The sequence below is a fragment of the Stenotrophomonas sp. 704A1 genome (assembly GCF_030549525.1).
Taxonomy (GTDB): domain Bacteria; phylum Pseudomonadota; class Gammaproteobacteria; order Xanthomonadales; family Xanthomonadaceae; genus Stenotrophomonas; species Stenotrophomonas tuberculopleuritidis.
Genome location: NZ_CP130831.1, coordinates 220,634 through 246,325 on the forward strand (window position 1 = coordinate 220,634; position 25,692 = coordinate 246,325).

The window sequence follows — 25,692 nt, forward strand, 5'->3', positions numbered from 1 at the left end:
AGTGCGCAGGATGGTCCCAACGCCGAACCGGCCGAACCACCCGCGAGGAACGCCATGCTGCATTACGCCATCATCTTCTTTGTCATCGCCATCATTGCCGCCGTGCTCGGCTTCTCCGGCATCGCCGGTGCCGCCACGAACATCGCCTGGATCCTGTTCGTGGTGTTCCTGATCCTGGCGGTGATCTCGATGTTCCGCAAGCGCGGGTAGCCGATACCGCTTTCTGTAGAGTCGAGCCATGCTCGGCTGATCACAACGCAGTCGAGCGGCTCGACTCTACAGAAGCTCGTCACAGCAGCGCCCGATCGGCCGCATGCCGTTCCAGCGCCAGTTCAATCAACCGCGTGATCAGCGCGGTATAGCCCAGGCCACTGGCACCCCACAGCTTCGGATACATGCTGATGCGGGTAAAACCGGGCAGCGTGTTGACTTCGTTGATGACGATCCGGCCATCGCCGGTCAGGAACACGTCCACCCGTGCCATGCCGGCACATTCCAGCACCTGGTAGGCCTGCAGCGCGATGTCCTGGATCCGCGCCTGCACCGCCGCATCGATGGCGGCCGGCACCACCACATCGGCACCGTGTTCGTTGATGTACTTGGTGTCGTAGGCGTAGAACTCGTCGTGCAGCACCACCTCGCCACAGACACTGGCCTGTGGTCGCGCGTTGCCCAGCACCGCACACTCGATCTCGCGGCCGACCACGGCCGATTCCACCAGTACCTTGTGGTCGTAGCGCAGCGCGGCCTGCAGCGCGGCGGGAAAGGCGGCGGCATCCTTGACCTTGCTGACGCCGACTGACGAGCCCTGGTTGGCCGGTTTCACGAACAACGGCAGGCCGAGTCCGGCGATCAGCGCATCGACATCCACCTGGTCGGCGTCATGGCGGCGGATGCTCACCCAGGGCGCCACCGGCAGGCCTGCGTCACGCAGCAGCCGCTTGGCAACATCCTTGTCCATCGCCACCGCCGAGCCCAGTACCGGCGAGCCGACGAAGGGCAGGTTGGCCATGCGCAGCAGGCCCTGCAGCGCGCCGTCCTCGCCCAGCGGGCCATGCACGATCGGCAGCACCACGTCGATCCGGCCCAGCGCGCCGCCGGCATCGGCCGCCAGCAGCTGCGCCTGTTCGGCCCCGGGTTGTACCGCCAGCGCCCTGCCGGAGCGGTGCAGCGCGATGCGCGAGGGATCATCGGCGTTCAGCAGGAAGTTGTCGGGCTGGCTCAGATGCCACTGGCCCTGCTTGTCGATGCCGATCAGCACCGGCTCGAAGCGCTCGCGGTCGAGCGCGTCGAGGATGTTCTTCGCCGACTGCAGCGACACTTCGTGCTCGGAGGAGCTGCCCCCGAAAATGATCCCGACCCGGGTCCGTGCCATGGGAATGCGTTGTCCTGTGCGTAGCGTGGCCGTACAGCATGAACCTTCCGCAGCCCACCAGGTGAGGCACGCATGAACCGGCAGTGGCATTCCCCGCCTCGCCGACGCCGCCCCTGGCGGTGGCGGGCGGCAGCCCGGCCCAAGCCCACCACCGGCGCGGGTAGAATGCGCACATGGCTCTTTCCCTGCTCAAGTCCCTCAAGCCGGTCGCCGGCCGCGCCCTGCAGATCGCCCTGAACCGCGCCCTGGCGCTGGATCCGGATACCCGCCACGCGCTGGCCAGCCTGGATGGCCGGCACATCGACCTGACCCTGGAAGCGCCGCCGCTGGCGATGCGCATCAGCGTTGAAGGTGACCAGCTGCGGGTCGGGCCGGTGGACGCGCAGGAAGCCGATCTGGCTGTACGCAGCAGCCTGGCCGGCGTGCTGGCGCAGTTGCCGCTGCTGGCCAATGCTCGCCATGCCGACGCCGCCGGCAAGGGCCGCGTGCGCGTGGCCGGCGATGCCGAACTGGCGCGCCGCCTGCAGCAGCTGGCCAAGGGCTTCGACCCGGACTGGCAGCAGCCCTTCGTGACGGTATTCGGCGAGGTACTGGGCGTGCAGGTGGCCAACACCCTGCGCAGTGCCCTGCAGCACGCGCGCCAGGGTGCCATCGATCTGGCGCACAGCGCCGCCGAGTTCATCACCGAGGAATCGCGCGACGTGGTGCCGCGCGCCGAGCTCGATGCCTTCCACGACGACGTGGATGTACTGCGCGATGACGTGGAGCGTCTTGGTGCACGCGTGCAGCGCCTGCGGGGTGCCGCATGAAGGCCGTGCTGCGGGCCAGCCGCATCGGCCGGGTGATCCTGCGTTACCGCCTTGATGACCTGTTGCAGGGCACGCCGGCCGAGCGCTGGCTGCGCCTGGCCAAGCCGTTCGTGCCGCGCGCTTCGGTCGCCATCGCCGCGCAGTCGCGCGGTGCACGCCTGCGCCTGGCGCTGCAGGACCTCGGCCCGATCTTCGTCAAGTTCGGCCAGATCCTGTCGACCCGCCGCGATCTGGTGCCACCGGACGTGGCCAACGAGCTGACCCTGCTGCAGGACCGGGTCAAGCCGTTCGATGGCGATACCGCACGCCGCATCGTCGAGGACGCCCTCGGCCTGCCGGTCAGCGAGGCGTTTGCCAGCTTTGATACCGAACCCCTGGCCTCGGCCTCGATCGCGCAGGTGCATGCGGCCACGCTGGCCGATGGCCGGCAGGTGGTGGTCAAGGTCCTGCGCCCGGGCATCGAGAAGCAGATCGACGCCGACATCGCCCTGCTCAACTCGCTGGCCGCCCTGGTCGAGCGTACCCACCCGCGCGCCGACAAGATCCGCCCGCGCGAAGTGGTGGCCGAGGTCGAGAACACCCTGGCCGCCGAGCTGGACCTGCAGCGCGAAGGTGCCAATGCCAGCGTGCTGCGCCGCTTCTGGGAAAACAGCGACGATCTGTACGTGCCGGAAGTGATCTGGAGCCACACCGCCGAGCGCGCGCTCACCCTGGAGCGGGTGTGGGGCATTCCGTCCGATGACATCGCCGCGCTGGACAAGGCCGGCATCGACCGCAAGGCGCTGGCCGCCAAGGGTGTGCGGGTGTTCTACACCCAGGTGTTCCGCGACAACTTCTTCCACGCCGATGCGCACGCCGGCAACATCTGGGTCGACACCGATCCGGCACGCCGTGCCAACCCGCGCTTCATCGCGTTGGACTTCGGCATCATGGGCCAGCTCTCGCAGGAAGATCAGTACTACCTGGCCGAGAACTTCATGGCCATCTTCAACCGCGATTACCGCCGCATCGCCGAACTGCACGTGCAGGCCCGCTGGATGCCCGACCACGTACGCATCGACGATCTGGAAGCGGCCGTGCGCTCGGTGTGCGAGCCGTACTTCACCCGTCCGCTGTCGCAGATTTCGCTGGCCGAAGTGCTGATGAAGCTGTTCCGCGTGGCGCAGCGCTACCAGCTGACGTTGCAGCCGCAGCTGATCCTGCTGCAGAAGACCCTGCTGAACATCGAGGGCGTCGGCCGCCAGCTGGACCCGCAGATCGACATCTGGGCGGTGGCCAAACCGGTGCTGGCGAAGATCCTGCGCGAGCGTTACAGCCCGCGCCGGGTGGTGCGCGAGATCGGCAAGCGCCTGCCGGAAATCATGACCCACGCGCCGGACATGCCGCGCCTGGTGCACGCCTGGCTGACCCAGCAGGTGGAAGGCCGCCACGAACTGGCGATGCGTTCGCGCGATCTGGTCGCGCTGGACGCCAGCCTGCAGCGCCTGCAGAAGCGCGCGGTGGGAGCGATCACCGGCGTCGGCCTGCTGGCCATCGCCGCGCTGATGTACGTGCTGCAGCCGCCGGGCTGGTACTGGGGCGACCTGCCGATGTGGAGCTGGGTGTCCGGTGCCGTTGGCGCGCTGGCGCTGGCACGCGCGTGGTGGCGCTGATCCCGGTTGATCGAGGGTCGGCGGCGACGTGCGCCGCCGACCGGCCGCACGCCTACCAGTGGTAGCCCAGGCCGAGGTGCGACTGCACGCTCTGGAAGCGATCCAGCCGGGTCTTGTGCCAGGTCTTGCCGATGCCCATGTCCAGCGCCAGATGCTCGCCCAGCGGCTGGCTGCGGCGCAGGAACACACGCCGGGCATCGTGCTCGCGCAGCAGCAGCGGGTCGGCCTCGGCGCTGTAGCCGGAGGTGCCGCTGCCCATCCACAGCTGGGTCGAACCACGGCCCTGGGCATCCTTCAGGCGCAGCGACACCGTGGTGCCGTGGCCATTGGGACCGTTCGACTGGCGATGGCGTTCATGCTTGATGGAGACCATCACCCGCGGTAGGTAGTGCGAGGCACCCACCGACCAGCCACTCACGTAGCCACTGCCGTGATACTCGGCGTATTTGCCACCGAGGCTCAGCACGGTCTGCTCGGCCACGTTCCAGTACAGGTCCTGATTGACCTGACGGTTGACGAAGACCGGATCGTCATTGGAAGCGATCACCGCGGTGCGGGTGGACAGCTGCGGTGACCAGACGTGGTGCAGCGAGCCCTGCATGCGGTTTCCGCTGAAGCGGGCATTGCCGTAGTCGCGCACACCGTGCGCCAGCCCGAGCTGCCAGCGGTTGGCGCCGGCACGACCGGCCACGTCCAGGGTCTGTACGTCGCGCTTGCCGAAGCCGTCGTTGTAGTCGGCGTGGTCCAGTTGCAGGGATGCCCGATCGATGCCGGCATGAGCGCTGGCCACGGCCAGCAGCAGGGCGCACGGAAGCGCGCCGCGAACGATGAATCGCATGATGGTTACTCCAGGGGTTGAGAGTGCAGCTGCTGCACCAGGCGGTAGCGTCCTGGTGGCAGGTTCCGTTCCACGGTGATACGCGGGCCGAACTGGCTGCCCGGCGCGACGATGCGCCCGGGCAGGATGATCACGCCGACACCGAGTGCGGCATGTGCGCCGATCCAGGCGCCGAGTTTGTCGCAGCCGCTGTCGATGGCATCGCCATCGACCCGCACGGTCACCGTGGCGCCGTCGAGCCGGTGGTTGCTGGTGCGTACCAGCGCACCGAGGTAGGCATGGTCATCGATGCGGCTGTCGCCGATGAAGCACTGGGGGCCGATCGTCACACGGCTGCCGACGATCGCGTGTTTGATCTCGGTGGCAAACCCGACGCGGGTCCCATCGTCGATGCGCAGTGGACCGCGCAGCAGGGCCTGGTTGCCGATCATGCAGCCGCGGCCGATCCACACCGGGCCCTGGATGCAGGCGCCATCGCAGATCCGGCTGCCAGCGCCGACGTGCACCGCACCGCGCAGGGTTGCGCTGGCCGCGATGTCGGCGCGCGGATCGATCCGCGGTACCAGCGTGGACAGGTCCGCGCTCAGGGCCTGCAGCTCACTCCACCACACGCGGGTACCTCGTCGGCTTGTCGCGCATCGGCTCGCGCCCGGTGAACAGTCCCTTCAGGCCGTGCAGCAGCCAGATCGCGTAGGCCAGCAGCACGTACACCACTGAAAAGGCCGCAGCCGGCACCAGCAGCGCGCGACGGTGGTGTACAGCGCTGATCATGCCCAGCGCCATCACGATGGCGATCCAGGCCAGCGGCATCACCGCCAGCGCCACGCCTCCGGGGCCATGCACGGTCATCGCACCGAACCACAGCTGCAGCGCAGCGACAATGCCAACCAGCGCCAGCAGGACCATCGGCAGGATGCTGAAGAGGCCGAACCGGGTCAGCAGCAGGCCACGATGCAGGCGCATGCACACCGCATAGCCAACGATCCAGCGGCGCCAGCGCCGCCACTCTTCGCGCAGCGTGTTGCATTCCTGCGGGTAGACCACGCAGCGGATGCTCTGGCGCACGCGGTAGCCCTGTGCCACCAGCGACCACGACATGTCGAGGTCTTCGACCCGGGTGCGGTCGGAGAAACCGACCGTGCGCAGCACCGACGTGCGGAACAGCCCGCAGGCGCCGGAAATGATGAAGGGCGCACCGCCCAGCCACTGCTGGAAACTACGCTTGATCACGATCATCGGCAGCTTCAGGCTGGCTCGCACGTGCGGCAGGAAACCGGCGCCCTGCAGGCAGGATGAGGGCACGCCGCCGACCGCATCGGCACCGCGTTCGATCTCGGACAGCAGGTGGCCGAGGCCGTCGCTGCGGGGATCGACGCGGGTGTCGGCATCGGTCAGGAAGACCTGCGCGGCGGTCACATGCTGCAGCCCGTGCATCAGCGCGCCGCCCTTGCCGGTGTTGGCCTGGTGCACGGCGACCAGGCGCCCGGGCCATTGCTGCTGCAGTGTGTCCAGTACCTGTGCGGTGCCATCGGTGGAGCCATCGTTCACGCAGATCACGCGGGCGATGTAGGGATTGCGCAGCAGGTCGGTGAGCGAGCGCTGCAGGCAGGGCGCCTCGTTGTAGGCCGGCACGATCGCATCGATGCTGTGCAGCCGCGCGCTCGGCCTGCGCGCAGCGTGCATCACCAGCCGCACCACAATGAACAGGCACATGGCCAGGAACAGGAGGGTTTTCATCACAGCACCAGCCGGTAAGGGTGGAAACCCTCGCTGGGCCCGATGCCGATCTGCTGGCCGCGGAACTGCGCGTGGCAGCGCAGGTGGCTTTCCTGCATGTAGTGGCGGCTGCACTGGCTGGCATGTTCGCGCAGCGCGCGGATCTTCAGGTCCAGCTGCGCGCTGATGTCCTCGAACACCTGCGGGGCGAACTGCGGCAGGGTGCTGGGGCTTTCGTAGCAGAGGATCTGCGGCACGCTGCGGCAGGCGATGATCGAGGCCTCGTGCGCGGTGCGATGGTCCTGGTGATGGTCTTCGCCGCACATCGTGTACACCCGGTGCGGCCGCACCTGGGCGCAGGCTGCTTCGATCGCCGCGATGATCTCGTTGCGGCAGGCCGGGAAGCGCGTATCGGGGAAATCATGCTGGATGATCCGCACAGCACCGAGGCGATGCAGTGCGCGATGCGATTCATCGCTCCGGTCGATGCCTTCGTGGCAGCCGCGGCCGCCGCGGCTCAGTACCAGTGCATGAATGCGGGCGCCGGCGTCGGCGTGTTTTGCCAGGCTGCCGCCGCAGCCGAGTTCGATGTCATCGGGATGGGCGCCGATTGCCAGGATGTCGTGGGCCATGGCCGTGTCCTTGCAGGAAGGGAAAAACCGAGACGGCCGCATCGGCGGCGCCTGCTGGAAGGGACCGGACTATCGCAGCGCGGACGCGCCAAAACGATGCAACAAATCTGAAAGTTGAAATCGGTTGCAGGACGACGCCACCGCTGCGCGCTGTATCGGCGCGTGGCACGCTGTGTGCGCCACGCGATGATCCGCCAGCCGCGCCGATCACGTCATTGATCCAACGGTGCTGTGCAGCGCACGGCAGAGCGACGACAGTGCAGATCCCGCACAGATGCAACGCGCACGGGGGCGCTGCAATGGACCTGACCGCACTGAAGGACGAGCTGGCCCGCTACGGCGAGGCCAACGACGCGCGCGAAACCGAACGCGGCCGGCGCCTGCTCAACATCACGCCGGATACCGGTGCGTTCCTCTCGGTGCTGGTGCGCTTCGGCCAGGCCCGGCGCGTACTGGAGATCGGCACGTCCAACGGCTACTCCACGTTGTGGCTGGCCGAGGCCGCCGCTGCCGTCGACGGCCATGTGACCACGCTGGAACAGGCCGAAGACAAAGTGGCGATGGCACGTGCCACGTTCGCGCGCAGCGGCCTGGGTGAACGCATCACGCTGGTCCACGCCGATGCCGGGCAGTGGCTGGCACAGGCCGCCGAAGGCAGCATCGACCTGCTGTTCCTCGATTCGGACCGCGGTCAGTACGCCGGCTGGTGGCCGCAGCTGCGACGCGTGCTGCGGCCGGGAGGGCTGCTGGTGGTGGACAACGCGATCTCGCATGCCGCGCAGATGGAGCCGTTGCGCGCCCTGCTGGCTGCCGACATGGCGTTCAGCAGCAGCCTGGTGCCGGTGGGCAAGGGCGAGCTGCTGGCTGTACGCGAGACCTGAAGGAGGGCGCGACCGCAGGCCGCGGCCCCGGTGCCGCGCCCCCGTATAATCCTGCGGTGAGCACCGAACCCAACCCCCTCGCCGCGGTCGAGACCGATACCGCCCCGCTGCAGCTGCTGCACCTGGATGAACGCCTGGCCGTGGTCAACAAGCCGGCCGGGCTGATGGTCCACGACAGCAAGCTGGCCCGCGGCGAAGATGATTTCCTGGCCGACCGTCTGCGCGAGCAGCTGGGCCGCCCGATCTTTCTCGTGCATCGCCTGGACCGGGCGACCAGTGGCTGCCTGCTGCTGGCCTTCGACCGCGATACGGCCAGCGCACTGGGTAAGGCGCTGATGGGCGGCGAAGTACGCAAGGACTACCTGGCCATCTGCCGTGGCTGGCCGGCCGAAGACGCCTGGCAGGTCGACCACGACCTGGATGGCGGCCCGGGCAAACCGCTGAAGAAGCCGGCGGTGACCGACTTCCAGCGCCTGGCGACCGGCGAACTGTCGGTACCGGTGGGGGAGTTCGCCAGCTCGCGCTACGCGCTGCTGCGCTGCCAGCCGCTGACCGGCCGCTTCCGGCAGATCCGCCGCCATCTGAAGCATCTGTCGCATCACCTGATCGGTGACACCAGCCACGGTGATGGACGCCACAACCGCAACTTCCGCATGCAGGGGGTGCACCGCATGCTGCTGCACGCCGAGCGCCTGCGCTTCCCGCACCCGGACGGCGGCACGCTGGACGTGCGCGCGCCGGTGGACGGCGAGTTCCAGAAGGCCCTGGACCTGTTCGGCTGGCAGGTCGACTGAAGGCAGCGCCGGGCCCTGCCCGGCGGCTTCGGCGATGCAACGACCGCGTTTCGTGTTCGCCGGGCATGGCCCGGCGCTACGGCCTCATTTCTTTTCCGGTTCGTTGACGATCGCTTCCAGGTCCTTCTGCAGGTCGGTGAACAACGGCTGCATCCGCTGCTGGATGGCCACCATCACGTTCTGCATCAGCGCCGGGGTCTTGTCCAGCAGGCTCTGCCCGGCCGGGCTCTCGTAGAACTCGGCCATCGCCAGCACGTCCTCCTTGCTGAAGGTCTTCTTGTACAGGTCCACGTACATCGGCCGCAGCTGCTGCCACGACAGGGCCTGGCGCAGGGTCTGGCTGGTCCGCGCCTGGATCCGCTTCAGCTGCTCCTGCTGCTGGGCAGTGAGCGGGCGCTGGGCCGCCACCTGCTGGAACTGCTGCTGCTGCATCGCTTCGATCTGCGGCAGCATGGTGTCGATCATGCTCTGCGCGCGCGAGGCCGACAGCAGACGGTTGATATCGCCATCGGTGGGCGCGGCGGCCAGCGCCGGCGCACTGGCCACCACCAGCGCCAGCAGCAGGGCAGCACGGCGCAGGCGGGACGGCAGAACGGAGACGAAGCGGGTCATGCGGAGCTTCCTGCAATCACGGGGCCACCAGCATACCCCCGGCAAAGGCGAAGGCGGCGTGTTCGGTGCCTGATCGGCGGCATAGGGGGCGTGATCACGGCCACGGTGGCGCGGCTCCCGCTACAATGCGCGCATGGGCAGTGGACCGGTCACCATCAACGCGCAGCTTGAGATCCCCGACGGCGAGATCGTCGAGCGGTTCGTGCGTGCCAGTGGTGCCGGCGGTCAGAACGTCAACAAGGTCTCCACTGCGGTGGAACTGCGTTTCGATGTGGCCGGCTCGCCCTCGTTGCCCGAGCCGTTGCGCGAACGCCTGCTGGCGCGCCGCGACCGGCGCATGACCGGCGAAGGCGTGCTGGTCATCGATGCGCAACGGTTCCGCACCCAGGATCGCAATCGCGAGGATGCGCGCGAGCGGCTGGCGGCCTTCATCCAGGCGGGCCTGCACGTGCCCAAGCCCCGCAAGGCCACCAAGCCGACCCTCGGGTCGAAACTGCGTCGTCTGGACGCCAAACGCGGGCGCGCGCAGGTCAAGCGCGGGCGCTCATCACGTGACTGGGAGTGATTGCTTGAACAACCCGACGCCGTTGCTGCCGGCCGTTCCGCCGAACATGCCGCAGGTCAAACCCAACGCCTTCCTGCGCTGGCTGGCGCGCTGCACTCTGCGCCTGGGCGGCTGGAAAGTGGTGGGCACCTTGCCGGACATCCCCAGGCTGGTCTTCATCATCGCGCCGCATTCGTCCAACTGGGACGGGCTGTGGGGCATGGCCGCCAAGATCGCGCTGGGCATGAAGGTGAAGGTGCTGGGCAAGGCCTCGCTGTTCTGGTGGCCGCTGGGCCCGCTGCTGCACCGCCTGGGGGTGATCCCGCTGGACCGCAGTTCGCCGCAGGGTACCGTCGGCCAGGCGGTGGACCTGATCCGCAACAACGACAGGATGTGGTTCGCCATCACCCCCGAGGGCACCCGCAAGGCGGTGAAGGACTGGAAGGCCGGCTTCCTGAAGATCGCGCGGATGGCCGACGTGCCGATCCTGGCCGCCTACTTCCATTACCCGGAGAAGACCATCGGCATCGGCCCGATGTTCCACCCCAGCGGCGATGATGTGGCCGACATGGCCGCGATCCGCGAGTTCTACCGGCCCTGGATCGGCAAGACCCGCGGCACGGTGTGAGCCGGCCGCTGGCGCCCGCGCAGACGCCACGTCCGGCACATGCCGGGCGTGCGCGACAGGAGTAGGGTGGAGGGCTGGTATCCCATACCGTCCGCCCAAGGAGCGTTTTACATGTCGCGTACCGTAGTCCTGGCCGCCGCCATCAGCCTGGCGCTGGCGGCCTGTTCCGGCAAGGAGTCCACCCCCGTGTCAGAAGCCCAGAAGACCCCGGCCCAGCAGCCGGCCGAAGCGTCCACCAATCCACTGCTGAGCGCCAGCACGCTGCCGTTCCAGGCGCCGCAGTTCGACAAGATCAAGGACAGCGACTACCTGCCGGCCTTCGAGGAAGGCATGCGCCAGCACCTGGCTGATGTCCGCGAGATCGCCGACAACCCCGAGCCGGCCACCTTCGACAACACCCTGGTGGCGATGGAGCGCAGCGGCGAGACGCTGAACCGCGTGTCGCGCATCTTCTTCGGCCTGGTCCAGGCTGACGGCACCGAAGCGCGCCAGAAGATCCAGGAAGACATCGCACCCAGGCTGGCCGCGCACCAGGACGAGATCAACCTCGACCCGAAGCTGTTCGCGCGCGTGAAGTCGCTGTACGACCAGCGTGACACGCTGGAGCTGGATCCGGTGCAGAAGCGCCTGGTCGAGCACTACTACGATGGCCTGGTGCGCGCCGGTGCGCAGCTGTCCGACGCGGACAAGGCCAGCCTGCGCAAGCTCAACGTGGAAGAGACCACCCTGTCCACGCAGTTCCATACCCGCCTGGTCGCAGCCACCGCCGCCGCCGCCGTCGTCGTTGACGACAAGGCCAAGCTGGCTGGCCTGGACGACAACGCGGTCAACAATGCCGCCACGGCCGCCAAGGAACGCAAGCTGGACGGCAAGTTCGTGCTGCCGCTGCAGAACACCACCCAGCAGCCGGTGCTCGGCTCGCTCAGCGACCGCGACCAGCGTGCCGCCGTGCTGAAGGCCTCGGAAACCCGCGCCGAGCGTGGCGATGCCAACGACACCCGGCAGACCGTGCAGCGCCTGGCCCAGCTGCGTGCGCAGAAGGCCAAGCTGCTCGGCTTCGACACCTTTGCCGACTACCAGCTGGGCGACCAGATGGCCAAGACCCCGGCCGCCGCACTGAAGCTGCTGACCGACACCGTGCCGGCGGCCACCGCCAAGGCGCGTGCCGAAGCCGCTGAGATCCAGAAGGTGATCGATGCGCAGAAGGGCGGTTTCCAGGTCGCCGCGTCCGACTGGGACTTCTACGCCGAGCAGGTGCGCAAGGCCAAGTACGATCTGGATGAATCGCAGATCAAGCCGTACTTCGAGCTGGACAACGTGCTGCAGAACGGCGTCTTCTACGCCGCTACCCAGCTGTACGGCATCACCTTCAAGCCGCGCACCGACATTCCGACCTACAACCCGGACATGAAGGTGTACGAGGTATTCGACAAGGACGGCACCTCGCTGGCGCTGTTCTACACCGACTACTTCAAGCGTGACACCAAGTCCGGCGGTGCCTGGATGGACGTGTTCGTCGAACAGGACGGCCTGACCGGTGCCAAGCCGGTGGTCTACAACGTCTGCAACTTCACCAAGCCGGCCGATGGCCAGCCTGCGCTGATCAGCTTCGACGACGTCACCACGATGTTCCATGAGTTCGGCCATGCGCTGCACGGCATGTTCTCGAACGTGAAGTACCCGTCGATCGCCGGCACCGCCACCTCGCGCGATTTCGTCGAGTTCCCCTCGCAGTTCAACGAGCACTGGGCGCTGGACCCGAAGGTGTTCGCCAACTACGCCAAGCACTACAAGACCGGCGAAGCGATGCCGCAGGAACTGGTCGACAAGATCCTCAAGGCACGCAGCTTCAACCAGGGCTATGCGACCACCGAGTACCTGTCGGCCGCGCTGCTCGACCTGGCCTGGCACACGCAGAAGGCCGATGCCCCGCTGCAGGACGTCGGTGCGTTCGAAGCCAGCGCGCTGAAGAAGTTCAAGGTTGACCTGCCGCAGGTGCCGCCGCGCTACCGCACCACCTACTTCGACCACATCTGGGGGGGTGGTTACTCGGCCGGTTACTACGCCTACTTCTGGGCCGAAGTGCTGGACCATGACGCCTACCAGTGGTTCACCGAACACGGTGGCCTGACGGCGGCCAACGGCCAGGAGTTCCGCGACAAGATCCTCTCGCGCGGCAACAGCGTGGAGCTGTCGACCCTGTACCGCGATTTCCGCGGCAAGGACCCGTCGGTGGAGCCGCTGCTGAAGTTCCGCGGGCTGAAATAAGAAAATGAAAACGGCGGGGGCAACCCCGCCGTTTTTCGTTGTGTCGACGATACAAACAGCGTTACGTCCCCACGTGCACCCGGTTCGCCTGCTCGGCCAGGCCGAGGTGGTCCAGCGCGATATCCAGCGCCAGCACATAGCTCTGCGCGCCATACCCGGCGGCGATGCCCAGGCGCTGGCCGATGCCCGCCGGCAGGCACGGTTCGGCCACCGCGCCATCGTCATGCACTTCCACGTAGGCGTTGTGCAGGTAGGGCAGCAGCCGCTGCAGGCGCAGGCTGCCGGCACACGCGCCCGGATCGAGCAGGGTCACCTCGCCGCGGCTGTGGTCGGCCACGCGCAGGGCATCCAGCAGTTCCTGTTCCGAACCGCAGGCGCGGATCGCCACGCTGGTGCCGGCGTCGATCGCGCGATGCACCAGCGATTTCAGCACCGGCGCCGGCAGTGGCGTCGCGGTGCGGATCAACGCACCAGCGGCTTCCGGGCCACGGATGATGAAGATCGACATGGCTCAGCCCTCCTGCGCCAGGCGGCGGCCGACGATGGCCAGCGACAGCGGGTAACCGGCCTGCTGGCTGCGCTGGTCGATGACCACCGCGGCCGGGCCGTGCTGCAGGCGCAGGCGTGCCTCCAGGCCCCGCTCACTCGGGGCCTGCAGCTCGATGTACGGCGCCGGCAGCCGTTCCAGCGCTGCCTGCAGCGCGCCACCCTCGGCCTGCCATTGCGCCTCGTCGGCCACGCCGACATCCAGCAGTACCCAGTCGGCCGAGCGCGCCTGCGGCTGGCACAGGCACTGGCGGACCTCGGACAGGCTGGCGCAGTCGCTGCACAGCACGCGGTGGCCGGACAGCTGCGTCGGCAGCTGTGGGCGCGGCGCCGACGCCGACGCGTGGCGGATCACCAGGAGGGTCATACAACACCTTGCGGAATGCGCCCTGTGGCGCGGTGGACACACGATGCGCGCGCGGGCCGTAAAGGTGCGATGCGCGGCGACCGGCGCAGGCGTAAAACCTGCGTAACCCGTGCGCCGGTAGCGCCGGGCCATGCCCGGCGGATGGCGGGAACGCGGCCGCGCGGTGCGCCCGCCAGGCATGGCCCGGCGCTACCGGGAACCTCCGGTGCCTGATCGCAGTCTGATGCCGACACCCTCCACCGGAACCCGCCATGGACGCCGTTGCCCGACCCTCGTTTTCCACGCGCGCGCTTGTCTGGCTGAAGAAGGAAGCGCTGCCATTGCTGGTGATGCTGGGCCTGCTGGCCGCCGCGCGCGATACCCTGGCCAACCACTACGTGGTGCCCAGCGGCTCGATGCAGCCGACCCTGCAGCCGGGTGACCGGGTGGTGGTGGACATGCGTGCGTACGGCCTGCGCGTGCCGTTCACCCGCACCGCAATGCTGGCCACCGGCACCCCGCAGCGCGGTGAAGTCGCGGTGTTCGATTCGCCGGCCGATGGCACCCGGCTGATCAAGCGCGTGGCGGCCGTGGCCGGCGACCACGTGCAGCTGCGCGATGGCCACCTGAGCATCAATGGCCAGCCGCTGCAGGTCGCCGACCTGGGGGATACCGAAGCCTTCGGCGAGCGCCGCGCGCGTCTCGACCTGGATGTGGGCGGTGGTCCGGACATCAGCGACCTGGTGGTACCGGCCGGCAAACTGCTGGTGCTGGGTGACCACCGTGGCAACAGCTTCGATGGCCGCTTCTTCGGCTTTGTCGATGCCGACAAGGTCTACGGCCGCGCGGTGGCGGTGTATTACCGCCGGGGCGACGGTTTCGAGTGGCAGCGCCTGTGAACTGAATCGATACTTAGTATGTATCAATCCTGACCTATCAGGTTATGGATCGACTGGATGGACGGGCCTAGTCTGGGCCCGTTCCCTCCTGCCCCCGGCCGCCCCCACCGGCCTACCGATCCCATGACTGGCGAAACTGCGGCGGCCCTCGAACGCCGCGCCCCCACTATCGACCCCGCCGCCGAGCACCGCATCCAGCAGGGCACGCCGGCCTTCCGGCGCACGGCGCTGGCGCTGTTCCTGGCCGGCTTCTCCACCTTCGGCCTGCTGTACACGGTGCAGCCGCTGCTGCCCGAGTTCAGCCGCCACTTCGGCGTGTCCGCCGCCGGCAGTGCGATGTCGCTGTCGCTGACCACCGGCACCCTGGCCGTGGCGATGCTGCTGGCCGGGCTGCTGTCCGATGCAGTGGGTCGGCGCCCGCTGATGATCGGTGCGTTGCTGGCCTCGGCCACGCTGTCGCTGTGCACCGCGCTGGTCGATGACTGGACCACGCTGCTGGTGCTGCGCACCCTGCTGGGGCTGGCCCTGAGTGGCGTACCGGCGGTGGCGATGACCTACCTGGTCGAGGAGATGGACAGCCGCGCGCTGGGCCTGGCGATGGGCCTGTACATCGGCGGCAATGCCATCGGCGGCATGAGCGGACGCCTGCTGGCCGGCATCATCGCCGACCACTGGGGCTGGCGCTGGGGTATCGGCGTGGTCTCGATCATCGCCGTCGCCAGCACCGTGCTGCTGTGGCTGCAGCTGCCGCCGTCGCGACATTTCCAGGCGCGCCGCGACGGCCTGCGCCAGTTGCCGTCACGCTGGCGCAGGCTGTTCGCCGATCCGGGCCTGCCGTGGTTGTTCGCCACCTCGTTCGTGCTGATGGGGGTGTTCGTTACCCTCTACAACTACCTCGGCTATCACCTGCTGGCGCCGCCGTACCGCCTCAGCCAGACCGTGGTCGGGCTGATCTTCAGCGTGTACCTGGTCGGTACCTTCAGTTCGGCATGGATGGGCCAGCAGGCCACGCGCCATGGGCGTGGACGCATCCTCGCCATTTCGTTCGCGCTGATCGGCGCCGGTATCGTGCTGCTGGCGATGCCGTGGCTGAGCACGATGGCACTCGGTATCGCACTGGTGACCTTCGGCTTCTTCGGCGGCCACTCGGTGGCCAGCAGCTGGGTTGGCAGCCGCGCCGGCGCCCTGCGTGCCGAAGCCTCCGCGCTGTACCTGTTTGCCTACTATCTCGGCTCCAGCGTGCTCGGTGCCGTCGGCGGGCTGGCCTATGCCGCCTGGGACTGGCGCGGGGTCTGCGCGTTCGCTGCCGTGCTGACCCTGGTCGGCGGCGGCATCGTCTGGGCGCTGCAGCAGCGTGCCGCGCAGCCGCTGACCGCCTGACGTTCGCCGGGCATGGCCCGCGGTAGCGCCGGGCCATGCCCGGCGAGCGCCCAGCGCGGCGTATTACCCGCCCGCAAACGCCCCGCGCAGCAGCGCGGCGAAGTTGCGGATCAGTGGCGTCACGCCCTCGCGGTGCCACGCCAGCTGTACTTCCGAATGTGCCCCGGCATCGACCAGCGCCACGAAGCGCGCGCCCTCCACCCGGATGTGGTCGCACGAGGAGGGAAGGATCGCCGCACCCAGGCCGGCAGCCGCAAGACTGATCAGCGTCGACGCTTCACCGGCTTCCTGCACGATGCGCGGAGTGAAGCCCGCCGCCGCACACAACGCGATCATGTGGTCATGGATGCCCGCCCCGGCGCTGCGGCGGAATGCCACGAACGGCTCCTGGGCGAAATCACGCAGCGACAGCGTGCCCTGCTTCGACAGCCTGTGCAGGGCAGGGTGGCCGGCATGCACGATCAACGCCAGCGGATCGACGAACAGGCTGTGCGCCACCAGTTCCGGCGGCAACGCGCGCTTGCGGATGATGCCCACGTCCAGACTGCCATCGAGCAGCGCATCGATCTGCTGCAGGGTGTTCATCTCGCTCAGCTGCAGCCGCACCTGCGGATACTGCTGGCGGTAGTGCAGGATCGAACGCGGAATCTGCGGTGACAGCGGCGTGGCCCGGGTCAGCCCGATGCGCAGCTCACCCTGCTCGCCGCGCTGCGCGCGCTGCACCTCGTCCACCGCCGTTTCCACCTGCTGCACGATGGCGCGTGCACGTTCCTGCAGCAGTTCGCCGGCAGGCGTCAGCTGCACACGACGATGGCTGCGCACGAACAGGCGCGCACCGATCAGGTCTTCCAGCTGCCGGATCTGCTGGCTGAGCGGCGGCTGCGACATCCCCAGCCGCTCCGCCGCCTGGCCGAAGTGCAGCGTATCGGCAACGGCGAGGAAGTAGCGCAGGTGGCGGAGTTCGATGGACATGGAAGACGGTCAACCTCCTCTCGACTGGAAACGATCTAGCCTATAGCCACCAATTCCAATGCCGGTGGACCGCAGGACACCCATCGAGGAAATCGTCTTCTGACGAGCGCCACCTAGCGAGACTGCAATTCGAGAGTAGTGATCCTCCAAGTCTGGGTAGTCCTTGCTTAGCCACTCTGGGAAAGGCTTAGCAGCAATTACCGGAATGCGAATCCCGTGGGCAGTTACAAACCCCTCGGTAAGCTTCTTGGCCATGGGCAACATCGCACCGCCTCCGGTTAGCACGACAGTGAGGTATCTGCTGGCGCTAGCTCTAACCCACTCGATCCAGTCAGGGTGCGAAGATTCCAGTGTCTCAACTAGAGTCCTTCGAAGTGATTCCTCAAATGCGCGAACGGTGTCTAATGCAAGGAACTCTTCAAGAGCTACTTCAACACTATCGCCATTCTTCAGTGTCACAGCGGCTACGCCACCGTTGAACAAGGACTCTTTGTAGTCACGAATGCTGCGCTCCAGATCATGTGTTATGACTTTGAATTTCGGGTCGCTTGAAGATACCCCCGCCTTCATCAATATATGGCCAAGCAGAAGCTTGTCGAGGTGGTTCCCGGCTTCCGTTATGCCCCGCGCTGCTTTGTCAACCTCGCCTGCCGATGCATTGACGATCTCACCGTCTTCGTCAACAACAACATTCAGCCGATACAAGCTGAAGTCACTAGTGCCGGCGCCGATGTCAACTACCAGTGCGAGAGAGTCCTGCGAGGCATTCCAACTGAGCAGCGAGCCAGCAACTCCCAAAGGCTCAGTCACGCTGCACTCAATGAATGAGTAAGTTCGCGACTGGTCTCGGAGTTCTCGGCAGGCATTCAAGAAGCTTTTAAGCGGTATGCCGCTATTCATTCTATGCTCAAAGGTGTCCGCTAAGATCTGCGCCTCGCCGAGCAATACCTTAAGTTTGGACTCAACAATTTTTGCGTTTGCCCTAGGGAAGCACGGCATGGCAAATCTCCGTGCAAAATTCCGGGAAACGTTAATGGCGTCGACCTCTTGCTTCAATGACTGATTGACGGCCCAAGTGAAGAACGACAGGTAAGCCAGCACAACGTCTTCGTTCGTCAAGTCTTCAGAGGTCGGATTGAATGCGAATGGAACAGGCTCACCCAACACGCCTTCAGAGAGCGCGCGCTTGATGTTGTCCATCCGTAGATTCCTGCCCTCAGGTGCAAGCTGCGCCTGTTCCACTCCGCGCTGACCAAACCAAATTAGGCCGTCGCCATCAATGAAGACCGAAGACACGAGCATGATCTCGTCGATCTGTTCTTGGTCTCCTGGAACTCCGAGATGCAGCACTTGGACGTGCTCAAAGCCATCAGCATCGTCCTTCACGAAAGTCGCCTTGGACATGGCAGTCCCGAAGTCCATGCACACTCGATAGCTAGAGTCTGCGTCGGCCAAGTAGAGCGTAGATAGATTTAGCTCTACCGCTTCTTCAGGTTCGACCACATCTGCGGTCGTTCCAGATGGGAATGCGATGACATTGGATTCCGGGGGGGGAGTAGAAGTATGTAGCAGGTTGGCTGCTTCGAGAGGAGGCGCCTGCTGAGGTGGAACATCAGATGAAAGTAGCTCAAGTGCATTCAGTTCGTTCTGAGTAATGATGCCTGAGAGACGGAACTTTCCGTCATCGCCGATCTCAATTCTTTCTCTCAAATTGCCCAGAATAATTCTGGCCTTCGCGATGTCCATGCTCATTTCTCAGGCTCCACCCGTGGTTTGACCAGTGTTTTCTTCTTTCCGCCAAATTCTTTATGTATGCCGTCTCGAACAACTCTTACGTTGCGTATGCCCGTGCGATGGCCGCCCTCCATATCGTGCTCTATGGGGTTGTATTCAATCAAATCGCCAAGGAAATCAGTCTTCGTCAGTTTCCGCATCCGAGCAAGACGCTCTGCCACCTGAGCGATGCTCTCATAGCCATTTGCGGCCCGTCGAACTGTCGCTGCCTGGATCGGGTCAAATGTCTCGAGGACCGGGACGACGGCGCGGTGCAGTTTTGCCATGTTGTCGCGATTTGCGTCTAGCTGAATCAGCAGTTCACCAATCTGCTGATCTTCAGTATTGCCAAGCTTGTGCTCGGCGGCACGCTCACTCTGGGGAACCCTACCGACCTTCATCCAGTAGTCTAAGATCTCTGGATCGATATCAACGGCTTCCTTGAAATGAAGTCTGATGGCGACTGATATGAATGCTATCGAAGGCCAGCTTGCCTCCATCGCGCGAAGGATCTCTTTGTCCGTCCGATTCTGACGCGCTAGAACGACGGCGGTCTCTAGCAGGTTCATCTGCACCTTGCGGATGTTCTGTGAGGATTCGAGGAATCGGGTCCACGGTCCAACTGTCAGGAGCTTCTTCCCAGACTGAAGGACGCTGTAGGTTTCGGCGTGAAGTGCGTGCGAGAAACGAAGTTCGATCACTCGAACGACGACGGAGATGGCTGAGTCGATTGTTGCGTGTGTCGCGTCAGTGTCGCTGCTATAAGCGCCGCGAAGGAAAGTGTCCATAAGAAGCGAAATTGCCCTTCCTGGCTCAGCCCCAACTTCTCCGTCATAGTTGCGGACGACTTCAGCTAAGGCGTCAAAGATTCGCCTGACTCGTTTGATGCGAGAGTCGAGCTGTTCAATGTTCCTTACAATCGCCTGTGCTTCAGAGAGATGCGCGATGCAGCCGGATATGCTGCCAGCTCCAATCAACAGAGTCTTCAAAACCTCTTTGCGAGCGTTGTTTGCCGTGTCGAGTGCAAGGGCCTCGCGCGCGCAGTAGGAGGCGAGCCAGTTTGCGCCTGTGTGAGCAATAGCCCTGGCCGCATACTCCTTCTCGTCGCCGTCGCCGAGTGTTTCAAGCGATCCGGGCTCATCGCTGAAGAGCTCTGGGGCGCGGGAGAAGACCTCATTTTCCCTGCCTCTAGCGACCGCCGCGAGACGTCCCAAAATTGCGGACGCAAAAAGCTCGTGTTCGATCGGGCAGGTCGCGGCTAGCTCAAGGACAGTCGATACAATCTCGGTAAGGTTGTCCCCTCTAATCAGCTGCTGTATCTGCATGCGCTTCATCGACTCTGTGAGTAACAGATTCAATGACTGAAGGCTTTCGGCTCCTTGGATGCTCGCCAGTTCTATTTCCATGTCTTTCGTCATCATGAATCGTCGCCCCAGTATCTACTAATCGGATTCGATCGCTGTCTAGATCTACTAAGCTGTTTCTAGAGATCAGCCCACCAAGCTCGATCTACGTAATCTAGTGAGAATGCTCACCCTTGGGTAGGAGGCTTGGCCGCCCCTTACCGCTCCGAATGCCCGCTCTGGTCGTAGTCGCGCGGACTGAACAGCTCCGGCTGGATCAGCTCCACAAACGCCCGCGCCTGCGCCGACAGCGCCTTGCCCCGCCGCACGATCACTCCGTAACTGCGCTCCGGGAACCAGCGCTTCATCGACCGCGCCGCCAGCCGTTCGCGGTCGGCCTCGTTCAGGCACAGCGCCGGCACGATGGAAATGCCCATGCCCATCGCCACGTACTGCTTGATCACCTCCCAGCCCCCCACCTCCAGCGCCACCGTGTAGGCGATGCGGTGGCGCTGGAACACCTGGTCCACCAGCCGGTAGGTGATCTGCCGTTTCGGCGGCAGCACCAGCGGGTAGCGCGCGATGTCGGCCAGTTCCAGTTCGCCGCCGCTGGCCAGCGGATGATCGTGCGGCGCGATCAGCACCTGTTCGAACCGGTAGGCCGGCGCGTAGCTCAGATCCGCCGGCACGTCGGTCATCGAACCGATCGCCAGGTCGGCGGCGTCCTCGCGCAGCAGATCGGTGCCGTCGGCGCTGATCGCGTTGTGCAGGGTCAGGCGCACGTCCGGATGGTGCTGGCGGAAGCGCTCGACGATCTTCGGCAGCAGATACAGGATGGTGGAGCTGTTGGCGGCGATGTTCAGTTCGCCGGCGTCCAGCCCGCGCACCTTGTCGCGGAAGCGGGCTTCCAGCCCATCCAGGCTCTCCACCAGCGGCTGCGCCATTTCATACAGCAGCTGGCCCTCGCGGCTGGGCACCAGGCGCCGGCCGCTGCGTTCAAACAAAGGCACACCCAGCTCCCGCTCCAGGGCCTGAAGCTGCAGGCTGATGGCCGGCTGGCTGACGAAAAGGGCCTCAGCCGCCCGTGAGACCGAGCCCAGGCGCACGGTCTGACAGAACGCGCGCAACGGCTTCAGCCGATCGGATTTGTAGGAAAAACGCGGACTTGGCGAGGGGCGCGTGGGCATGGCGTCATAAGTATTAGCACAAGTTATGTAGAACATTGCAAAAACTGTTTTGCCAAATACTCGGCCCGGACGGCACCGTGGAGGCGTTCCCCCACGCTGGAGTCGTCCCATGTCCGCCGTCGCTTCCGCTGTTCCCTCCACTGCCGCCAAGGCCACCCCGGGCATCGCCCTGGCGACCCAGGTGGCCGGCCAGGCCACCGTGCTGCCGGCGCCGCTGCTGGCCCTGCTGGTGTCGCTGCACCGGGCAGTGGAACCGGGCCGGCAGGCACGGCTGCAGGCGCGCCGCGAGCGCCAGGCGTTCTTCGACCAGGGCGGCCTGCCGGACTTCCGCGAAGACACCGCCGCGATCCGCAGCGGCGACTGGCGTGTTGCCCCGCTGCCGGCGGCGCTGCAGGACCGCCGCGTCGAGATCACCGGCCCGACCGACCCGAAGATGGTCATCAACGCGCTGAACTCCGGCGCCAAGGTGTTCATGGCCGACTTCGAGGATTCGACCTCGCCGACCTGGCGCAACCTGCTGGCCGGGCAGCAGACCCTGGCCGCCGCCGTGCGTGGCGACCTGGAATTCAGCGCACCGGCGGCCAACGGCAAGCCGGGCAAGCACTACCGACTGCGCCCGTTCGACGAGCAGGCGGTACTGATCGTGCGCCCGCGTGGCTGGCACCTGGACGAGAAGCATGTGCGCGTTGACGGTCAGTTCCTGGCCGGTGGCCTGTTCGATGCGGCGGTGTTCGCTTTCCACAACGCCCGCGCGCTGCAGGGCAAGGACCGCGGCCCGTACTTCTACCTGCCCAAGCTGCAGAGCATGGAAGAGGCCGCGCTGTGGGAGACCGCGCTGTCGCACATCGAGGGCATGCTCGGCCTGCCGCACGGCCAGATCAAGGTGACGGTGCTGATCGAAACGCTGCCGGCGGTGTTCGAGATGGACGAGATCCTGCATGCCCTGCGCGACCGCATCGTCGGCCTGAACTGCGGGCGCTGGGATTACATCTTCTCGTACCTGAAAACCTTCCGCCGCCACGCCGACCGGGTGCTGCCCGAACGCGGCCAGGTGACCATGACCCAGCCGTTCCTGAAGGCGTATTCGGAGCTGCTGATCCAGACCTGCCACCGCCGCGGTGCGCATGCGATGGGCGGCATGGCCGCGCAGATTCCGATCAACAACGATGCCGCCGCCAACGAGCAGGCCATGGCGCGGGTGCGTGCGGACAAGCTGCGCGAGGTGAGCGCCGGCCATGACGGCACCTGGGTCGCGCACCCGGCGCTGATTCCGGTGGCGCTGGCGATCTTCGACGAACACATGCCCACGCCCAACCAGCATCACGTGCTGCGCCAGGATGTGCGCGTGGGCCGCGATGAGCTGGTTGCACGGCCGCCGGGCACCATCACCCGGGCCGGTTTCGACGGCAACGTGGAAGTCTGCGTGCGCTATCTGGCCGCCTGGCTGGACGGCAACGGCTGCGTGCCGATCCATCACCTGATGGAGGACGCGGCCACCGCCGAGATCAGCCGCAGCCAGCTGTGGCAGTGGCTGCACACGCCGGGCCAGCAGCTGGACGACGGCACCGCGATCGACCTGGCCCTGCTCGACAGCACGCTGGCGCAGCTGCCGGCGCGGCTGGGCGATACCTCGGCGCTGCCCGGCGGTGCCCGCATCGGTGAAGCCATCGCCCTGCTCGGCGAACTGAGCCGCAGCGAAGAGCTGACCGATTTCCTGACCCTGCCGGCCTACGCACGCATCGATTGAGCGCTGCCTGCGCTGCGGCCGGTTGTTTCCCTCCCCGTTGCATCCGCACGAACCGAACTGGAGAAAGACATGAGCACGCTGCCCACTGCCGAACAGATCCAGCACGACTGGGACACCAACCCGCGCTGGGAAGGCATCCAGCGCAACTACAGCGCTGCCGACGTGGTGCGCCTGCGCGGTACCGTGCACATCGAGCATTCGCTGGCCCGGCTGGGTGCGGAGAAGCTGTGGAAATCGCTGCACGAGCGCGAGTTCGTCAACGCGCTGGGCGCGCTGACCGGCAACCAGGCCATGCAGCAGGTCAAGGCCGGGCTGAAGGCGATCTACCTGTCCGGCTGGCAGGTGGCCGCCGATGCCAACCTGGCCGGCCAGATGTATCCGGACCAGTCGCTGTACCCGGCCGATTCGGTGCCGGCGGTGGTCAAGCGCATCAACAACACCCTGCTGCGCGCCGACCAGCTGCACCACGCTGAAGGCAAGGATGAGATCGATTTCCTGCAGCCGATCGTGGCCGATGCCGAGGCCGGTTTCGGCGGCGTGCTCAACGCGTTCGAACTGATGAAGGCGATGATCGAGGCCGGCGCGGCCGGCGTGCACTTCGAGGACCAGCTGGCCTCGGTGAAGAAGTGCGGCCACATGGGCGGCAAGGTGCTGGTGCCGACCCGCGAGGCGATCGAAAAGCTCAACGCCGCGCGCCTGGCTGCCGATGTGCTGGGCGTGCCGACCCTGCTGGTGGCGCGGACCGATGCCGAAGCCGCTGATCTGCTGACCAGCGACATCGACGGCAACGACAGGCCGTTCGCCACCGGCGAGCGCACCGTGGAAGGCTTCTACAAGACCCGCAACGGCCTGGACCAGGCGATCAGCCGTGGCCTGGCGTATGCGCCCTATGCCGACCTGGTGTGGTGCGAGACCGGCAAGCCGGACCTGGAATTCGCGCGCAAGTTCGCCGAGGCCATCCATGCGAAGTTCCCCGGCAAGCTGCTGGCCTACAACTGCTCGCCCAGCTTCAACTGGAAGAAGAACCTGGACGACGCCACCATCGCCAAATTCCAGCGCGAACTGGGCAGCTACGGCTACAAATTCCAGTTCATCACCCTGGCCGGTTTCCACGCCCTGAACTACGGCATGTTCAATCTGGCCCACGGCTACGCACGCCGCCAGATGAGCGCCTTCGTGGAGCTGCAGGAAGCCGAGTTCGAAGCGGCCGAGCGCGGCTTCACCGCGGTCAAGCACCAGCGCGAAGTGGGTACCGGCTACTTCGACGCGGTGACCCAGGCGATCCAGCAGGGCCAGTCCTCGACCACCGCGCTGACCGGTTCGACCGAGGAAGAACAGTTCCACGGCGCGCGCAGCGAACGCGCCGCCTGACCACTCGTCAGGGCCGGCCGCTGGCCGGCACGGACGGGGCGGGACGATCAGGGTGGCCAGGGAAGGGCCAGACGACGCCGGCAGGTCGGGGGACCTGCCGGCGTTGTTGTGTGCGCGGAGCGCCGCGACAATGGGTCCACGCCGCCCTGCCATGTGGCTGATCCCATGGGATTTTCACGGCCGGGCGCAGGCGCCTGAATGCGCGTTGCCCGGGCCGCGCGCGGTCGCCGCGGCGACAACGACTAAAATGAGATGCGGCGCACAGTTTGATTCACTGCTATGCTCCGCGGCTCACCAGGGGACGCTGGCGGCGGGTGCAGGGAATGACCGGCAGGGGTGCGGCCGAGAACATCGACACGACGACCGGTATCGCCCGCGTGGCGATGGCCGAGATCGTGCATGCCCTGCTGACCGCAGACGAGATCGCATTGTTCGCGAAGTTCGCCCGGCCGTGCAAGCTCGAGGCCGGCCAGTGGCTGTTCCAGCGCGGCCACCATGGCGAGCGGATGTATGTGATCCTCGACGGGCAGATCGAACTGGATTTCGGTGAGGACCTGGTGATCAAGACCCTGGGGCGGCACGAATTCTTCGGTGAACTGGGCATGCTGGTCGGCGACCACCCGCGCAGCGCCAGCGCGCGTGCGCTGGAAGACTGCGAGGTCCTGGAACTGGGGCCGGACGACTTCCATCGCCTGGTCGATTCCGCTCCCGGCCTGGTTGCCTATTTCCTGCGGCGCACGATCATGCGCGTGCTGACCAACGAGCAGGCGCTGATCAGCCAGCTGCGGCGGCGCAACCATGACCTGGAAACCGCGCTCGACAATCTGTACATCACCACCCACCAGCTGACCCACACCCGTGAGCTGGTGCGCACCGACGAACTGACCGGCCTGCACAACCGGCGGGGCCTGGCCCTGTACCTGCAGGAATGCCGCACCCAGGCCGAAGGGCCACCGCAGGCGCTGCTGCTGATCGACTGCGACCGCTTCAAGCAGATCAACGACCGCCATGGCCACCAGGCCGGCGACCGGGTGCTGCAGAGCATGGGCAACATCCTGCGTTCGATGGCCAGCGAGCACGATCTGGCCTGCCGCCTGGGCGGCGACGAGTTCTGCCTGCTGCTGCGCCGGGGCAATCATGAGATCGTGCAGCACGCCGCCGAGTTCATCCTCAGCGCGGTGCACGGCCTGCTGGAACGCAGCCACGGCACGCCGCACGTGAGCCTGGCCAGCATCGGTGCCAGCCTGCTGGCGCCGGAGGCGGACTGGAGCGAATGGTATGCACGCGCGGACCGGGCGCTGTACCAGGCCAAGCGCGCCGGCGGCAACTGCCTGCGCTGGGCCCGGGATTCCGACAGCGGTCAATGAGCAACGGAGGTG

25 protein-coding genes are annotated in these 25,692 nt (G+C 66.2%); 13 read left to right on the plus strand and 12 right to left on the minus strand.

Going from position 1 to position 25,692, the window contains the following annotated elements; genetic code table 11:
• Nucleotides 1–54: 54 nt before the first annotated feature.
• The gene (locus Q5Z10_RS00940; RefSeq protein WP_005407633.1) at nucleotides 55–210 is read left to right on the plus strand and encodes a DUF1328 domain-containing protein; all 156 of its coding nucleotides are present in this window, start codon (nucleotides 55–57) and stop codon (nucleotides 208–210) included.
• 79 nt (nucleotides 211–289) lie between these two features.
• Here the strand turns inward: Q5Z10_RS00940 and ddlA are convergent, their stop codons facing one another.
• On the minus strand, nucleotides 290–1,375 hold the full coding sequence (gene ddlA / locus Q5Z10_RS00945; RefSeq protein ID WP_303637493.1) for a D-alanine--D-alanine ligase: 1,086 nt from the start codon (nucleotides 1,373–1,375) through the stop codon (nucleotides 290–292).
• Between the two features lie 173 nt (nucleotides 1,376–1,548).
• Between ddlA and Q5Z10_RS00950 the strand changes: the two genes are divergently transcribed.
• Entirely contained in the window at nucleotides 1,549–2,184 is a 636-nt protein-coding gene (locus Q5Z10_RS00950) for a ubiquinone biosynthesis accessory factor UbiJ (protein ID WP_303637494.1), read from the plus strand.
• Nucleotides 2,181–3,836, plus strand: coding sequence for a ubiquinone biosynthesis regulatory protein kinase UbiB (gene ubiB / locus Q5Z10_RS00955; RefSeq protein ID WP_303637495.1), 1,656 nt, complete (start codon nucleotides 2,181–2,183; stop codon nucleotides 3,834–3,836). Before Q5Z10_RS00950 ends, ubiB begins: the two co-directional genes overlap by 4 nt.
• A gap of 52 nt (nucleotides 3,837–3,888) precedes the next feature.
• Here ubiB and Q5Z10_RS00960 read toward each other — a convergent pair whose 3' ends face one another.
• Genes Q5Z10_RS00960 through Q5Z10_RS00975 form a run of 4 tightly spaced genes read right to left on the minus strand, consistent with a single transcriptional unit; the run spans nucleotide 3,889 to nucleotide 7,022 of the window.
• Complete coding sequence (locus Q5Z10_RS00960; RefSeq protein WP_303637496.1) at nucleotides 3,889–4,674, minus strand: YaiO family outer membrane beta-barrel protein; 786 nt, start codon at nucleotides 4,672–4,674, stop codon at nucleotides 3,889–3,891.
• A gap of 5 nt (nucleotides 4,675–4,679) precedes the next feature.
• On the minus strand, nucleotides 4,680–5,285 hold the full coding sequence (locus Q5Z10_RS00965; RefSeq protein ID WP_303637497.1) for an LbetaH domain-containing protein: 606 nt from the start codon (nucleotides 5,283–5,285) through the stop codon (nucleotides 4,680–4,682).
• A complete protein-coding gene (locus tag Q5Z10_RS00970; RefSeq protein ID WP_303637498.1) occupies nucleotides 5,272–6,411 on the minus strand; it encodes a glycosyltransferase family 2 protein in 1,140 nt (379 codons plus the stop codon). Before Q5Z10_RS00970 ends, Q5Z10_RS00965 begins: the two co-directional genes overlap by 14 nt.
• A complete protein-coding gene (locus Q5Z10_RS00975) occupies nucleotides 6,411–7,022 on the minus strand; it encodes a PIG-L deacetylase family protein (protein ID WP_303637499.1) in 612 nt (203 codons plus the stop codon). The genes Q5Z10_RS00970 and Q5Z10_RS00975 overlap by 1 nt, the downstream gene beginning before the upstream one ends.
• A 299-nt stretch (nucleotides 7,023–7,321) precedes the next feature.
• Here Q5Z10_RS00975 and Q5Z10_RS00980 point away from each other — a divergent pair, with 299 nt between their 5' ends.
• Entirely contained in the window at nucleotides 7,322–7,903 is a 582-nt protein-coding gene (locus Q5Z10_RS00980; protein ID WP_303637500.1) for an O-methyltransferase, read from the plus strand.
• A complete protein-coding gene (locus Q5Z10_RS00985; protein ID WP_442758952.1) occupies nucleotides 7,900–8,697 on the plus strand; it encodes a pseudouridine synthase in 798 nt (265 codons plus the stop codon). The genes Q5Z10_RS00980 and Q5Z10_RS00985 overlap by 4 nt, the downstream gene beginning before the upstream one ends.
• 84 nt (nucleotides 8,698–8,781) lie before the next feature.
• Here Q5Z10_RS00985 and Q5Z10_RS00990 read toward each other — a convergent pair whose 3' ends face one another.
• Complete coding sequence (locus Q5Z10_RS00990) at nucleotides 8,782–9,309, minus strand: DUF2059 domain-containing protein (RefSeq protein ID WP_303637502.1); 528 nt, start codon at nucleotides 9,307–9,309, stop codon at nucleotides 8,782–8,784.
• A 133-nt stretch (nucleotides 9,310–9,442) separates the two neighbouring features.
• On the opposite strand from Q5Z10_RS00990, the gene arfB reads away from it, so the two are divergent.
• The 3 genes from arfB to dcp all read left to right on the plus strand — a co-directional run bounded on the left by arfB (nucleotide 9,443) and on the right by dcp (nucleotide 12,749).
• Nucleotides 9,443–9,874 (plus strand): alternative ribosome rescue aminoacyl-tRNA hydrolase ArfB, encoded by a 432-nt coding sequence (arfB, locus tag Q5Z10_RS00995; RefSeq protein ID WP_303637503.1) that lies wholly within the window; start codon nucleotides 9,443–9,445, stop codon nucleotides 9,872–9,874.
• Between the two features lie 4 nt (nucleotides 9,875–9,878).
• Nucleotides 9,879–10,481, plus strand: a complete 603-nt coding sequence (locus tag Q5Z10_RS01000; RefSeq protein WP_442758931.1) for a lysophospholipid acyltransferase family protein — start codon at nucleotides 9,879–9,881, stop codon at nucleotides 10,479–10,481.
• A 111-nt stretch (nucleotides 10,482–10,592) separates the two neighbouring features.
• Nucleotides 10,593–12,749, plus strand: coding sequence for a peptidyl-dipeptidase Dcp (dcp, locus tag Q5Z10_RS01005; protein WP_303637504.1), 2,157 nt, complete (start codon nucleotides 10,593–10,595; stop codon nucleotides 12,747–12,749).
• A 61-nt stretch (nucleotides 12,750–12,810) separates the two neighbouring features.
• On the opposite strand, the gene Q5Z10_RS01010 is transcribed toward dcp, so the two are convergent.
• Both Q5Z10_RS01010 and Q5Z10_RS01015 read right to left on the minus strand, forming a co-directional pair.
• Nucleotides 12,811–13,257 (minus strand): 3-dehydroquinate dehydratase, encoded by a 447-nt coding sequence (locus Q5Z10_RS01010; protein WP_303637505.1) that lies wholly within the window; start codon nucleotides 13,255–13,257, stop codon nucleotides 12,811–12,813.
• A 3-nt stretch (nucleotides 13,258–13,260) separates the two neighbouring features.
• Nucleotides 13,261–13,662, minus strand: coding sequence for a hypothetical protein (locus Q5Z10_RS01015; protein WP_303637506.1), 402 nt, complete (start codon nucleotides 13,660–13,662; stop codon nucleotides 13,261–13,263).
• 251 nt (nucleotides 13,663–13,913) lie between these two features.
• Between Q5Z10_RS01015 and lepB the strand changes: the two genes are divergently transcribed.
• Nucleotides 13,914–14,540: a signal peptidase I gene (gene lepB, locus Q5Z10_RS01020; RefSeq protein ID WP_303637507.1), complete on the plus strand. Its 627-nt coding sequence runs from the start codon at nucleotides 13,914–13,916 to the stop codon at nucleotides 14,538–14,540.
• 123 nt (nucleotides 14,541–14,663) lie between these two features.
• Nucleotides 14,664–15,920: an MFS transporter gene (locus Q5Z10_RS01025; RefSeq protein WP_303637508.1), complete on the plus strand. Its 1,257-nt coding sequence runs from the start codon at nucleotides 14,664–14,666 to the stop codon at nucleotides 15,918–15,920.
• A gap of 63 nt (nucleotides 15,921–15,983) precedes the next feature.
• Here the strand turns inward: Q5Z10_RS01025 and Q5Z10_RS01030 are convergent, their stop codons facing one another.
• From Q5Z10_RS01030 to Q5Z10_RS01045, 4 genes are all read right to left on the minus strand, one after another.
• Nucleotides 15,984–16,892: a LysR family transcriptional regulator gene (locus Q5Z10_RS01030; protein ID WP_303637509.1), complete on the minus strand. Its 909-nt coding sequence runs from the start codon at nucleotides 16,890–16,892 to the stop codon at nucleotides 15,984–15,986.
• 9 nt (nucleotides 16,893–16,901) lie between these two features.
• Nucleotides 16,902–18,644, minus strand: a complete 1,743-nt coding sequence (locus tag Q5Z10_RS01035; protein ID WP_303637510.1) for a hypothetical protein — start codon at nucleotides 18,642–18,644, stop codon at nucleotides 16,902–16,904.
• Complete coding sequence (locus Q5Z10_RS01040; protein ID WP_303637511.1) at nucleotides 18,641–20,071, minus strand: hypothetical protein; 1,431 nt, start codon at nucleotides 20,069–20,071, stop codon at nucleotides 18,641–18,643. The genes Q5Z10_RS01035 and Q5Z10_RS01040 overlap by 4 nt, the downstream gene beginning before the upstream one ends.
• 155 nt (nucleotides 20,072–20,226) lie before the next feature.
• Nucleotides 20,227–21,195, minus strand: coding sequence for a LysR family transcriptional regulator (locus Q5Z10_RS01045; RefSeq protein WP_303637512.1), 969 nt, complete (start codon nucleotides 21,193–21,195; stop codon nucleotides 20,227–20,229).
• Nucleotides 21,196–21,304: 109 nt separating this feature from the next.
• Between Q5Z10_RS01045 and aceB the strand changes: the two genes are divergently transcribed.
• The 3 genes from aceB to Q5Z10_RS01060 all read left to right on the plus strand — a co-directional run bounded on the left by aceB (nucleotide 21,305) and on the right by Q5Z10_RS01060 (nucleotide 25,680).
• Complete coding sequence (gene aceB, locus Q5Z10_RS01050; protein WP_303637513.1) at nucleotides 21,305–22,942, plus strand: malate synthase A; 1,638 nt, start codon at nucleotides 21,305–21,307, stop codon at nucleotides 22,940–22,942.
• A gap of 69 nt (nucleotides 22,943–23,011) precedes the next feature.
• The gene (aceA, locus tag Q5Z10_RS01055; protein WP_303637514.1) at nucleotides 23,012–24,313 is read left to right on the plus strand and encodes an isocitrate lyase; all 1,302 of its coding nucleotides are present in this window, start codon (nucleotides 23,012–23,014) and stop codon (nucleotides 24,311–24,313) included.
• A gap of 323 nt (nucleotides 24,314–24,636) precedes the next feature.
• Nucleotides 24,637–25,680 (plus strand): GGDEF domain-containing protein, encoded by a 1,044-nt coding sequence (locus Q5Z10_RS01060; protein WP_303637515.1) that lies wholly within the window; start codon nucleotides 24,637–24,639, stop codon nucleotides 25,678–25,680.
• Nucleotides 25,681–25,692 lie beyond the last annotated feature (12 nt).